Origin of the sequence: uncultured Parabacteroides sp., from assembly GCF_947855115.1 — a bacterium.
GTDB lineage: Bacteria > Bacteroidota > Bacteroidia > Bacteroidales > Tannerellaceae > Parabacteroides.
Window position 1 is genome coordinate 121,279 of sequence record NZ_CANTZW010000008.1, and the last position, 13,535, is coordinate 134,813.

The following is a 13,535-nucleotide window of genomic DNA, read 5'->3' on the forward strand; positions in this document are numbered from 1 at the left end:
ATCTTGACAAAGATGTGTCATTTTATCGGGTTATCCATCTAACTTCACTAATTTAGTGGTTCGCATGATCCAGCGGACAAAGCCGTGGGGGAGAAGCATTACGAGGGGCGTGCATATTTTGTAGAAGAGGCCCGGTACTAAAGAAGCCCGGCGGCGGAACAAGGCGTTGATCCCTTTTCTCGCCAGTTTCTCAGGGCGTGTCATGATACCTAAGCGGATTGCCAAGGTCTTCAGGTTGTCGCTCAGGTTGTATAAGTTCGTGGCTACGGCACCGGGGCAAAGCACGGTTACGCTTACCCCGTAATCTTGCAACTCAGAACGTAAGCCCCGGGAGAAACTCTTCAAGTATCGTTTGGTGGAAGCGTAAAGCGTGATTCCCGGATAAGGTAGCCAACAAGAGAGAGATGACATATTGAGGATGTACCCATGACGCCGTTTCTTCATCTCCTGCCCGAAATAGTAACAAAGCTGGGTAGGAGTGGTCACGTGGAGATAAAGCATTTTCTCGACGGTGTTCGCCTTCGCCTGTAAGATCTCATAGAAGAAAAACATACCGGCGTTATTGACCAATACCTCTACAGGGATGTCTCTCTCTTGGCAAGTGTCATAAAGCTCTTTGGCCGCCCCTGGAATCGCCAGATCGCGATAAAGCGGTAAAACCTCTATACCATATTTGCTTGCGAGCAACTCCCCTTTCTCCCGGATCGCCTGTTCCTCGTTGCTGACGATCACCAACTGATACCCACGCGAGGCCAGCTCCTCGGCATAGGCGAGACCTATTCCGGAACTGGCTCCCGTGACTAAAGCCCATTTCTTTTCCATTATTTATATTCAAGTCTTTTGATTTCACGAACGATACATTCCGGAAGACCTTTCACGTTCTTATGGCAGACCATGTCTTCGCTATACATACGGGCGATGCAATAGTTGCTATGCCCGCAATCACAACGGGCGTGCTCGTCTTCTTTCATGCGGTTGACGAAGCCCGGCTCGTTCACCAAGGCACGGGCCATGGCTACGAACTCGAATCCGTCGTTTAATACTTCCTCGATCTTATCCCTGGAGACCAATCCTCCTACATAAATAAGAGGCAAATGTAAAGCTTTGCGGAATTTCAACGCATCTTCTAGGAAGTAAGCCTCCTTGAACGGTTCCGAGGGAATCATGTATTTACCGACCATGCGTATCCCGATCGGCAGATATCCCCGGGGCATATAATACGCCATGGTACGGATCGGCATTTCTCCCCGCATCACGTACATGGGGGCACGGCTTACGAATCCACCGCTTAATACCAAGGCATGTACCCCGCATTGGTCTTGGAGCGTGCGGGCCACTTCGAGGCATTCGTCTATTTCAAGTCCTCCCTTGAATCCGTCCCGCATATTGGTCTTTGCGGTTACGGCGATATCGGAACCGGCCGCTTTCATCACTTCTTCCATACACATTTTCATGAAGCGCATACGGTTCTCGAGGCTTCCTCCGTACTCGTCTTTCCGGTGATTGGTGTACGGGGAAAGGAATTGGCTGATCAGGTAGCCATGTCCGGCATGGATCTCTACGGCATCCATACCTGCCTCACGCGCCAACCGTACGGCCTCGCCATAGGCACGGGCCATGGATGCGATCTCGGATTGTCTCATGCCTCGTACGATCGTGGGAGAGTAGAGGTTGAATCCGCTAGACGCAGAGATAGGCGTGCATCCGCAAATCTTTTTATGCGACATATTTCCGCAATGACCTAGCTGGATGGAAGCGGCGGCTCCTTCTTTATGGATAGCGTCGGTGAGTTTGCGGAGGCCGGGGATGATATCCGGGCGCATCCATAGTTGGCGCTCGAACGACAAGCCACTTTGCGTCACGGCGGCGTAGGCAATGTTTGTCATGCCGATACCACCGGCGGCTACGGATGTATGGTAGTTGAATAACTGCTCCGAGGGAGCGTTTCCCGGGCACATGCTCTCGAATGCGGCGGCCCGGATCGTGCGGTTCCTAAGTGTCAGCGGACCGATCTTGCCGGGTGTAAACAGGATTGATTTGTCCATATCGATAGATTAAATTGTTTTTATGAATTGAGCTAGATGGTTTTCTCTATATTCCAGACGAAGGCTCGTAGCCCTTGCGCTTCCGTTTCCTTGTCTAGGTTGTGCAAGATTTCCAGGAAATGATCCACCTTCTCGTCTTCTACCATCGTGAGGATCGCAGAATTCAGGGTGGGCCAAGCGTGATTGCCGTAATGGGGCTCGCCTGTTTTGCTTCCCCGTCCTTGCACGACATCCCAGTAGGTAAATCCTCTGAGGTTATTACGGTCCATGATACTGACGATGGTCTCGTAATATGCTTGGTTGAAAGATATAAATATCGCTTTCATGTATTCAATTTTTTATGAAGATACGAGTCCGGAAGGGCGCTTTCCCACAATGGGCATTCTTGCCTGTTTAGAATAGGCATTGTAAGCCTCTTATACCGGGCATTGTAACAGCCTTACAATGCCCGGTGTGGTTTACTTGCCTCCGAAGCCCTTCCGATACGCGAAGTTAATTAATTATTTCGTAATGCTTTCCTTATTTTCCGACGTCTTCGCTTTACGCCGTTGGCGGCGAATACGGCATAGACTGTCGGAACAATAATCAAGGTAATCAAGGTAGACACGGAAAGACCCCAAGCCACTGTCATACCCATCGAGCGCCACATCTCGGAACCCTCGCCGGTTCCCACCGCCATCGGGATCATACCCAATACGGTTGTCAACGTGGTCATCAGTACCGGACGGAGACGGGATTTACCGGCTGTCACTACCGACGTGATAATACCCATGCCACGTTCCCGGCATAAGATCGTGTAGTCGATCAGCACGATACCGTTCTTAACAACGATACCCATCAACATAATCACGCCGATCAAGGCCATAACCCCCAATGGGGTCTGCGTAATCGCCAATCCCAATACGATACCTGTAAAGGCGAACGGGATGGAGAACATAATCACGAACGGGTCTACCAACGACTCGAACTGGGCGGCCATCACGATGAATACCAAGATGATGATCAATACCATCAAGATACCCAAATCGGTGAATGTATCTTGCTGATCTTCGAACGTCCCGCCCAACTGCCAGCTTACGTCCGATGGGATCTCCATTTGCGCCAGCTCGTTCCGGGCGGCGGCGACTAAATCGCTCAGTGCCGCTCCCTTGCCCGCTACGGCAGATACGGTGATCACCCGTTCACGGTCTTTACGCTCGATGGTCGGGGGAGTCATACGCTCTACTACCTTACCTAAGTCGCGGATGCGGATACCTTTGCCCTCGTTGTTATAGATCAAGATATTCTCAAGATCCTCTACGGATTCACGGAATTCCGGGGCGTAACGTACCTTGATGTCGTACTCATCTCCATCCTCTCGGTATTTGGAAGCGGTGGAACCATTTACACGGTTCCGGAGATACATGGAGGCGGTCGTAACGTTCAGCCCGTTGATCGCCAGTTTCTCCCGGTCGAAATCGATCTGGTATTCCGGGATATAATCCTCACGGCTGATATTCACCTGCGAGCATCCCTTGACATTCCTCATACGGCGGGCGATCTCATTCGCCACGGCATCCGTCTGGGCGAAATCGAAACCATAGATCTCGATGTTAACCGAGGTCTCTCCACCCATAGAACCTTCCTGTCCACCGGCGAGTACCTCGAATTTCTTGATCTCGCTGTATCGGGCTAAGTCCTGTCGCATCAACTCGCAAATCTCGGTAAGGCCTCTCTCACGGTCGCCTACGCTGGTCAGGTTTATATTGAACTCGATAATATGCGTACCGTTATTGCTAAGTTGGGCGAAGGTATTATCCGTATCGGCCGTACCTTCCGTGAAGTTACTGATCAGGATCTCCGGATATTTCTCACGGAACTTCCGGTCGATGTCGAGGGCTAACTCACGGGTAATATCCTGTCGTGTACCGATCGGCAACTCAATCGTTATACCGATGCGTGCGTTATCTTGCGTCGGGAAGAATTCCGTCTTGATAACCGGGACCAGCATCATACTGCCGATAAAGATCAGCGTAGCGCCTGCGATCACCGTTTTCCGGTGGCGTACGGCCCAGTTCAAGAAATGTCCGTAACCGCGATCCAAAGCGTTCAAGCCTTTTTCGATCGGCGTGAAGAACATCCGGTATAATTTACCTTTCTCCGGTTGCTGGCGTAATAATTGCGAGCAAAGCATCGGGGTCAATGTCAAGGCGCCTACGGTAGAAACGATCATGATGATGCTGACGATCCATCCCAACTGCTTAAACAGGATACCTGCCATACCCGTAACCATCGTCAACGGTAAGAATACCGCCAACATCGTAAGGGTAGAGGCGATCACCGAGATAGCCACCTCGTTCGTGGCGTGTACGGCGGCCTGTTTCGGCTGGCTACCTCGCTCGATATGGGTCGTTACGTTCTCCAGCACCACGATAGCGTCGTCCACCACCATACCGATAGCGATAGATAGTGAGCTCAACGAGATAATGTTTAACGTATTACCCGATGCCAGCAGATAGGCGAAAGAAGCGATCAAGGAGATCGGGATGGTCAAGATAATGATAAACGTGGCTCTCCAACGTCCCAAGAACACGAATACCACCACCATCACGATGATAAAGGTAATCATGATCGTCTCTTTCAAGCTATCGATCGTGTTTAAGATATTCGTGGAAGTATCCATGATTATGTCCAGTTTCACGTCGGAGGGTAAGCTGGCCTGAATATCCGGAAGCTTCTGGTGTACCTTCTTGGCGATGTTCACCGAGTTCGCTCCGGATTGTTTCTGGATGACGATCATACCGCCTTTCGTACCGTTGTTGAACGTCTCTTGCGCACGTTCCTCGATACTGTCTTCCACACGGGCCACGTCACGCAGGTATACGTTCTTCCCGTTCTGGCTACCGATCACTAGATCCAGCATCTGCTTGGCATCCGTGAATTCTCCTTGCACACGCAAGGAGTAAGTGTTCGAACCGATATCTACGCTACCTCCCGGTGTGTTCCGGTTCTCTTGCGCGATGATGGTAGAGATACCTTCGATGGTCTGCCCGTAAGCCTCCAGCTTGTACGGGTCGCAATATACTTGCAACTCGCGGATCGGCGTACCGGAGATAGACACGGCGCCCACACCGCTGATACGTGCCAATGGGTTGGATACCTTATCGTCCAAGATCTTGTAAAGAGCGTTCGTGCTCTCCTCCGCGGTCACGGAAAGGATCAAGATGGGGATATCGTCCGTACCGAACTTGAAGATGATCGGATTCTCCACGTCGTCGGGTAGGGAAGACTCCACCATGTCCAGTTTGTCGCGGACATCGTTCGTGGCGACATCGATATCGATGCCGTAATTGAACTCCAACGTCACGATCGATATATTCTCACGGGATTGCGACGTGATATGCTTCAAGTCGCTTACGCTATTCAACACGTTCTCCAAAGGCTTCGAGACATTCATCTCGATATCCGAAGCGCTGGCGCCGGGATAGGCCGTCATCACCATGATGGTGTTCGTCTCTATCTCCGGAAGCAGGTCTACTGATAACCTGCTTAAGGAAAAAAGCCCGAAGATCACGATCGCCACAAATACAAGGGCGGTCGATACGGGTTTTTTTACCGCTGTTCCATATAAACTCATACTCTGTTATTCGTTTTCGATTTCAACTTCAACTTCCATACCGTTCGTCAGGCGGCTTTGCCCGGTGATAACCACTTGGTCGCCATCCTCCACTCCGGATATGATCTCATACTTGTCACCCATACGACGGCCTAGCTCCACTTTCTGGTAGGAGACCTTACCATCCTTGCATACATAGATATACCGGTCGCCGGCGCCGGATTGCTTTACGATAGAGCGGTCTGGGGCCACGACGTGTTTCATCTGCCCGAAACTCATCGTTACCCGGGCGAACATTCCCGGTCGCACCCGCTCGTCCGAGTTGGTAATCTTGATCTCCACGGGGAACGTGCGGGTAGCGGGATCGATCGTCGGGTACACCAGGCTGACCTTTCCCTTGAAAACCTCGTCTCCGTACACATCCAGCCGGATATCTACCTCATGGCCTTTCTTCACTTTCGTGAAAAGACTCTCGGAAACATTCACCATTAGTTTGACCGGATGGATTTCCTCCACTGTGTAGATGGGGTTACCACCGCTGTACATATCGCCGCTATCGTAATTGCGGGCGGTTACGATTCCGCTGATCGGGCTTAGTAACCGAGTGTTCTCCACCAGATTTTTATACGTCTCGCGAGCCACTTCCAAAGATGTCTTTTGAGCGTCCCAAGCAGATTTAGAAGCGCCGCCCACCTTATATAACTCATCGATACGCTTGAACTCGATCTCTTGGTTGTCCAATTGTATCTTCGCTTGCTTCAAGCTGGTAGCGTCCATTTGGGCCAATAGTTGCCCGGCTTTCACGTGATCGCCCACCTCGGCGAAGATTTTCTCGATACGGAACGGGGTTTGGGGAGCGATATTATTCTTTACATTCGCTTCCACCGTAGCGGTAAATTCACTGAGCTGTTCCACGTCTTGAACGGATACCGTCTCCACTTTTACTTTCACTTTCTCACTCTGTATCTCCGTGGTTTCCTCACTCTTATTTCCCGAGCAAGACATCAGCAAGGCCAATGTCGCTACCGGTATTACTTTCAGCATCTGACTTGTCTTCTTCATTATTTATTCTTGATTATTATCCATTAAACTCTTTATTCTCAATTCTCAATCCATAGGTTCGTTACCCAGTACTTTCTCCAGATCCGCTTTAGCCACCATATAGTCGTAGATGGATTGGTTGAAGTTCAAACGGGCCTGTGTCAAGGCAAGTTCGGCATCGTTCATTTCCAGCCATGTGCCGGCTCCGGTATCGTAGCGTTTTTGTGAGATCATATATCCCCGCTCTGCTTGTTCAACTCCTTTCCGGGCGGCATCGAACCTTTTTATGCAGGTATTCATGTTATCTACGTATTGTTTCACGGCCAGTCGCAAATTACGTTTGGTGTCGTCTCGTTGCAGGTCTAACTGGTCGATGGATACTTTCGTCTGTTTCGCCTTATAGAATTTACTTCCTCCGGAGAAGATGGGAACTGATAACGTGATACCGATCATCGAATATGGGTTCCATCTGTAGTTCTTGAACTTGAAATCGTTGTTCATGGCATTCCATTGATACAGGCCGGTCAACGATAAGGTCGGTAGATAATCGAATTTCTGCATGAGTAGCGTCTTCTTCAATTGTTTCGCTTGAAGATCCAACTGTTTTAAGTCCGTATTCCCTGATAGAGCCGTATCCGTGGATAGATAGTCGGCGAAGAGGTTGTGCTTGAAATCCGTCAATCGCCCGTCGCAATCGATATTTAAGTCCAAGTCCATACCCAACAACGCTTTCAACTGCCATTTAGCTAGGGTAAGAGAGTTCTCTGCCTGCAACATATTAGGCTCCGTGTTTTTGACTGTCACATCCGCACGTATCAAGTCGTACTCGGCAACGGTTCCCTGCTCATACTTTCGCTTGATATCCAGATAATTCTCCATGGCGTTATCATAGCTTTGCTTGAACACCCGGTAAGAATCGTTAGCCAGCAGGACGGCGTAGAAACTCTTTTTCACTTGGTTCACCATCGCTATCTTGGAAGAGCGGGCTTGTTCCACCGCCAGTTCTACGTCTAGGGCCGAGATACTCAAGCTTTTCCACAGGGAAGCGTTCACCAGTGGCATAGAGGCGTTGAAGCCCAAGCTCCAGTTGTTGCTACGTCCTACCTCGAAACCCTCGTCCATGTTCGACATGTCCGAGCCTTCGGGTAAGCTGCCTCCCATGTCACCCATATCGATGTCCATATACATCACCTGTTTTTTCAGGGTACGGTTATAGTCCCCCGCAAAACTGATTTGCGGAAATAGAGAAGCGTACGATCCTTTGCGTGCGTACTTTTTCTTCTGTATTTCTTTGTCGGCGACTTTTACGGTCGGGTTCTCGCTCAAGGCGATCTCTAGCGCCTTCCCAAGATCCAGTCTTAAGGTATCTTGGGCCAGAGCCGGTTTCGCCCCAAGGAAAGGCAATACCATAAATACGACCAACATCATTTTTCTACTCATTAATAATCGTTTCATTTAGGATAGATTTTGTCTGTAATTAAACTCATTAAATGTTCTCTATAAATTATATGATTGTTTGAGGCTAGTCCGGTCCGGGATTCTTCTTCCCTTATCGGCATTGATCCCTTTCAAGAATATCAGGGAGATCATGCCGTATACCATCGGTGATGGCATGCCCGCTTTGACTTCTTTGTCAGATTCGTTTTTTAATACCTCAAAAGTAGCCGGGAGAATTCCCGTGTACAAGTAAAAAGCGTTGATTCGTCCGCGGGAATCGACCAATGACCGTAGATTCCCGTTGAATCTGTTCGCGAAGGTCTGGTATATTTAGAAGACCGGAAAGGTTTATACAGCTATGGTATTGGTCTGAAACGAAACAAAGTATCGCTATAATTTCTTTATATTTGTCCAATTCGGGATGAAAATTAGTTAAAAACGAAACAAGGAACGGTCTTTGGGTTTTTATTCCTATCTTTGTCCGAGGTGATAATAAAAATCTACAGATAGATATGAAAAATTTACCTTTAATTGAAGTTACTGAGTTAATCAAGGGGATTGAGTCTAGTGACAACTTTCAAGATGATTTATCAATAGCGGATCTGAATGGAGACTTGATTAATTACGAGGAAAAAAGGTTGGAGCATTCTACCCCGATGCGTTTAAACGCCTTGTTGATGATCTTGGTGCAGGAAGGCACCGCCGACATCTCGGTAGACTATATCCCATATAAGATAGAAAAGAATACGTTTATAACTTTGATGCCGACCCATATCATACAGGTATCGAAGGTAAGTAAAGACCTGAGAGGACGTTTGCTGATCGTCTCACGATCTTTTTTGGACGGATATACCACACCGACCGGGAAAAAGAACCATTCTATGGTACACTATATGCAAATTCGAAAGAACCCTTGCGCTACACTGAGCGCAGAGGAGACGGAGCATATGTCCGGTCAATTCTCCATCTTGAGGGAGAAGATGAAGCTGCGTACCCATTTTTTCCAGAAGGAGGCGCTCCAGAACGCCTTAATGGGTTTCTTTATCGAGTTGGCCAATATTTTCATGGGTAAAAAGGAATTGATGACGGCGCCTACGCTTTCTCGGAAGGAAGAGCTTTTCGAGCAGTTCCTGCAATTGCTTTTCGAGCATTGCAAGGAACAGCATGTTGTTACCTTCTACGCCGAGAAATTATTTATCACCCCCCAGTATCTTTCCCTTATATTGAAGGAGCTTACGGGTAAGTCCGCGAATAAATGGATTGACGATGCCTTGATCGTCGAGGCCAAGATGCTGCTGAAGGCTCCGCAAGCCACGGTTCAGCAAGTAGCGGATATACTCCACTTCTCCGATCAATCCACGTTCGGTAAGTTTTTCAAGAAGCATATGGGTATATCGCCCATGGAATACCGGAAATCATAATCCGGTATTCTCTATACGCTTACGGAATTTATACCAGTTGATCAACTCGCAGGCCCCGTAGAAAATGCTGGCCACGCCGAAGATCACGAATGTATTTGCCGCCGCGCCGAAAGGGTAGGCGAGGATCATCACCCCTGTTATCAAGATCAACGCCGGCATTAGGTAGAATCCCAACGGTACGTTGCTCCATTTCCTCGCGGAGATCAATGAGACCAGTTGCTGTACGCCGGCAATTACCAATAAAGCTCCAAGCACGTACATTAATATATTCACGAAAAACTCAGGCATGATCACCAGCCACGCCCCGAACAATACGCTTCCCGCCGCCTCGATGGGGAACATCGGTTTCTCCCCGAACTCGTTTTTCGGACGGGTGAAATAGCTGAGGATGGCGAACAGTCCCGGTAAAATGAATAATATACCGATCGTGATAACCAGATAGGTTATAGCAGCCTCCGGCCATAATACCAAAACAAATCCTAATACCATAGCGAACGCGCTGCGTAAAACCGCTCCATTGATAGATCTCATATGCTTTTATTTTATATTCTATTATAATTGTGACAAAGGTATATATTCTTTCCGACTTTTGCTATCTTTGCGCGCCATAAAGCAGTATCAGGAAAAACATATGAATTTATCCCTCTTGAATGCATGCTTCACGTAAAGAAAGACAAACTTGAAATCATCTAATAATACTAAAACAAAAAATGAAGCGTATAGTTTTTTTGGATTACGTGCGTGTGTTTGCGTGCTTCCTTGTTATGGTTGTACACGCCAGTGAAAACTTTTATGGAGCTGAGGGTTCCACGGATATAGCCGGGCCGCAATCTTTTCTGGCCAGTGAGGCGGATCGGTTGTGGGTAGCTGTATACGACGGTTTCTCACGTATGGCGGTGCCACTGTTTATAATTGTCTCTGCCTTCCTTCTGGCGCCGATGAAGGCGGGGCTGACCTCGTGGCAATTCTACCGTCAGCGTTGTGCCCGCATCTTACCTCCGTTTTTCATATTCATGATACTATACAGCACCTTACCTATGTTGTGGGGGCAGATAGATGCCGAGACCTCATTAAAAGATATGTCGAGGATATTCTTGAACTTTCCTTCGCAGGCTGGACATTTGTGGTTTATGTATCCTTTGATCAGCCTTTATTTATTTATCCCCGTAATATCGCCATGGTTGAATAAAGCCACGGCGAAAGAAGAGCGTTTTTTCATCGGCTTGTTTCTGTTATCAACCTGTATGCCCTACCTTAATCGCTGGTTTGGAGAGGTGTGGGGACAATGTTTTTGGAACGAATACCATATACTGTGGTATTTCTCCGGTTATTTAGGATACCTTGTACTGGCACATTACATACATGTCCATCTTACGTGGAACCGTTCTAAGCGTCTTGTTATCGGAATCGCTTCGATGATAGTCGGTGCCGTGTTGACTATCTACTCTTTTTATATCCAGGCTATCCCCGGAGAAATCCTTACCACACCCGAGATAGAGATCGGATGGGCTTTCTGTACGATCAACTGTGTGTTGCTTACGGCGGGCACGTTCCTCGCTTTTTCCTGCATAGGCAACGCGAAGTCTCCGCGGCTTATAACAGAGATGTCCAAACTCAGCTATGGCATGTACCTTATGCATATATTTTGGCTCGGATTATGGGTGACAGTGTTCAAGCACGACTTGGCGTTGCCTACTGTCGCTGCCATTCCATGTATCGCGGTAAGTACATTTATCTGCTGTTATGTGACAACGAAGATTATCTCGTTTATACCGGGAAGTAAATGGATTATAGGCTGAATATAAAGATAGCCCCTTATCCGTTACATAAAAACAAGACGATCTGCCCGCCGTTATTCGAAGTGGGTTTAGGCATAGTCAAGCCTTATAAAGCGATCGCGGTTTTCTCGCTAAGGAAACTAAAGTTTCTTCAGCGAGAAACTTTAGTTTCTATAGGAGGAAATTTTAATTTCCCTTAGAGGAAACTGGTGCTACGAAGTTTTGATACGATATTCTCGTAAACAGGAAGATAAGATTACCTGTTATTGGGAAAAAGTGGTATATTTACGATATTCAAATAAATCCCGGGTAATGATGACGAGAACAGTTTTTATACTTATGATATCGAGTCTTTGTACGCTAAGCTATTGTACGCCGAGAACCAAGACCGTTCAAACCGAGGTATTAACCCCTGTGGATTCTATATCCATGGATTCCACTATAACGGTGGCTGCTTTGCCTCCCCGTATCGAGATAGAGAAAGAGTTACTTTACGATAAGCATACTTTAGAAGACACTTATCCCTATAAAGATACGATCCGGGAATTTCAGTGGGAGAAGATGAGAGAAAGGTTATCCTTATTGGAGTCGATCCAAAGGGAACCGTCTCAATGGGCGATATTGCAGAATTATAAAAACAGGAATGGGGAAGCCCCGCTAGTGAGAGTCTTCAAAAGGGATGCTTATAAGAGAGTTTCCGATACGCTTGGCGTGGAACGTTATCAATCCGTTCCGCTTTATTTGCCGATTGATACCGTGACCCCCGAGATCTATGGATGCGACGGTAGCTTGGTCCGTGTCAAGGCGATGGATGAGGGCTCTAAATTCGCTCGTATACAAACCGTATATGATGGGGAGGAGGAGTGGTATGCTCCAAAGAAATATATCAAGCAAATAGGGGATACGGTAGTCTTTGACAAGGCTATCTTCGTAGATCGCCACAATCAGAATATCGCGACCTTGGAGCATGTCGGCTCGAAATGGCTGGTCCGTAGCATGAATCCTGCGACTACCGGACAGCGTCGTCCTCCTTATGCGCAGGAGACCCCGTTGGGGATGTATGTGCTTCAGGAAAAAAAATCTCGTATGATTTATTTGGTGGATGGTTCCAAGGAGACAGGTGGATTCGCCCCATATGCCAATCGTTTTACGAACGGGGCGTATATCCATGGCGTACCGGTCAACGCTCCTCGTAAATCGTTGATTGAATATAGTCCTTCGCTGGGAACTACCCCCCGGTCTCATATGTGTGTACGGAATTCCACTTCGCATGCGCGATTTATTTATGATTGGGCACCTGTTAATGAGACGATTGTTTTCGTATTGGAATAAAAACCATAACTTTGCGGCGTTATTTCTTTTAGTATGCGAAGGGCTTTCTTGTATTTGTTTTTTATTGTTTTGTCGGTGGGTTCGATTTCAACCGGTGGCGTTTTACGTGCTATATCCCCGGAAGCGGAATCTATGCCCGTGACGGCCATGAGCCGTCAGTTGTATGAGGAGATGCGTTTGGATCGATGGATTTGTTTCGATGCGTTTATGAGAGGTCTTAAAGGTTCCGGGAAGATCGAGCGGAAAAATAAGGATATCCTTACATTAATAGATTTCTCCAAACCTTCTACGGCAGAACGTCTGGTCGTATTGGATATACGGCAAAAGAGAATACTCTATACCTCATTGGTTTCTCACGGTAAGAATAGCGGAGAAAATTATGCGACTTCTTTCTCGAACGAGAATGGTTCCCATAAAAGCTCTTTAGGGTTTTACCTGACGGAAAATACGTATGAAGGTCGAAACGGCTATTCGCTTATCTTGAATGGTTTGGAAAAAGGAATAAATGATTTGGCAAAGCAAAGGGCGATAGTGATTCATGGCGCTTCTTATTCCAACCCATCGGTAGCTGCGGCCTCCGGTCGGTTAGGGCGTAGCTTTGGTTGTCCGGCATTGCCTCTATCTATCAGTAAACCAATTATTAATACGATAAAGGATGGAACTCTTTTATTTATTTACGCTAACGATAAAAGCTATTTGACACAAAGTCCCATTCTATCCACTCAGCATGAAAAAGAAAATTTTCTTGTAAAAAGTCATCAAAAAGTTTTGTAGTTTAAAATAAAGACGTACCTTTGCACCGCAATCAGAGATAAACATCATGAATTGCAAAACGGGGTGTAGCGCAGTCCGGTTAGCGCACCTGCTTTGGGAGCAGGGGGTCCCA

11 protein-coding genes are annotated in these 13,535 nt (G+C 47.6%); 4 read left to right on the plus strand and 7 right to left on the minus strand.

Annotated features, from left to right (window positions below):
* Nucleotides 1-30: 30 nt before the first annotated feature.
* The 6 genes from Q0110_RS07540 to Q0110_RS07565 form a co-directional block, all read right to left on the minus strand.
* On the minus strand, nucleotides 31-822 hold the full coding sequence (locus tag Q0110_RS07540; protein WP_297905179.1) for an SDR family NAD(P)-dependent oxidoreductase: 792 nt from the start codon (nucleotides 820-822) through the stop codon (nucleotides 31-33).
* Nucleotides 822-2,045, minus strand: a complete 1,224-nt coding sequence (locus Q0110_RS07545; protein ID WP_297905182.1) for an NADH:flavin oxidoreductase — start codon at nucleotides 2,043-2,045, stop codon at nucleotides 822-824. The genes Q0110_RS07540 and Q0110_RS07545 overlap by 1 nt, the downstream gene beginning before the upstream one ends.
* Before the next feature lie 32 nt (nucleotides 2,046-2,077).
* The gene (locus tag Q0110_RS07550; protein ID WP_297905185.1) at nucleotides 2,078-2,371 is read right to left on the minus strand and encodes a PG0541 family transporter-associated protein; all 294 of its coding nucleotides are present in this window, start codon (nucleotides 2,369-2,371) and stop codon (nucleotides 2,078-2,080) included.
* A 170-nt stretch (nucleotides 2,372-2,541) separates the two neighbouring features.
* Nucleotides 2,542-5,661: an efflux RND transporter permease subunit gene (locus Q0110_RS07555; RefSeq protein ID WP_297905188.1), complete on the minus strand. Its 3,120-nt coding sequence runs from the start codon at nucleotides 5,659-5,661 to the stop codon at nucleotides 2,542-2,544.
* A 6-nt stretch (nucleotides 5,662-5,667) separates the two neighbouring features.
* Nucleotides 5,668-6,702 carry an efflux RND transporter periplasmic adaptor subunit gene (locus Q0110_RS07560; protein WP_297905191.1) on the minus strand — a complete coding sequence of 345 codons (1,035 nt, stop codon included), beginning with the start codon at nucleotides 6,700-6,702 and terminating at the stop codon, nucleotides 5,668-5,670.
* Between the two features lie 45 nt (nucleotides 6,703-6,747).
* Nucleotides 6,748-8,136: a TolC family protein gene (locus tag Q0110_RS07565; RefSeq protein WP_297905194.1), complete on the minus strand. Its 1,389-nt coding sequence runs from the start codon at nucleotides 8,134-8,136 to the stop codon at nucleotides 6,748-6,750.
* Between the two features lie 494 nt (nucleotides 8,137-8,630).
* On the opposite strand from Q0110_RS07565, the gene Q0110_RS07570 reads away from it, so the two are divergent.
* Nucleotides 8,631-9,539, plus strand: a complete 909-nt coding sequence (locus Q0110_RS07570) for a helix-turn-helix domain-containing protein (protein ID WP_297905196.1) — start codon at nucleotides 8,631-8,633, stop codon at nucleotides 9,537-9,539.
* On the opposite strand, the gene Q0110_RS07575 is transcribed toward Q0110_RS07570, so the two are convergent.
* Nucleotides 9,534-10,070, minus strand: coding sequence for a DUF308 domain-containing protein (locus tag Q0110_RS07575; RefSeq protein ID WP_297905199.1), 537 nt, complete (start codon nucleotides 10,068-10,070; stop codon nucleotides 9,534-9,536). The two genes, Q0110_RS07570 and Q0110_RS07575, sit on opposite strands and share 6 nt — an antisense overlap.
* A 179-nt stretch (nucleotides 10,071-10,249) precedes the next feature.
* Between Q0110_RS07575 and Q0110_RS07580 the strand changes: the two genes are divergently transcribed.
* The 3 genes from Q0110_RS07580 (at nucleotide 10,250) to Q0110_RS07590 (ending at nucleotide 13,423) form a co-directional block, all read left to right on the plus strand.
* Entirely contained in the window at nucleotides 10,250-11,338 is a 1,089-nt protein-coding gene (locus Q0110_RS07580) for an acyltransferase (RefSeq protein WP_297905201.1), read from the plus strand.
* A 291-nt stretch (nucleotides 11,339-11,629) separates the two neighbouring features.
* Entirely contained in the window at nucleotides 11,630-12,649 is a 1,020-nt protein-coding gene (locus tag Q0110_RS07585) for a L,D-transpeptidase (protein ID WP_297905204.1), read from the plus strand.
* A 33-nt stretch (nucleotides 12,650-12,682) separates the two neighbouring features.
* Nucleotides 12,683-13,423, plus strand: a complete 741-nt coding sequence (locus tag Q0110_RS07590) for a murein L,D-transpeptidase catalytic domain family protein (RefSeq protein ID WP_297905207.1) — start codon at nucleotides 12,683-12,685, stop codon at nucleotides 13,421-13,423.
* Nucleotides 13,424-13,535: the final 112 nt, after the last annotated feature.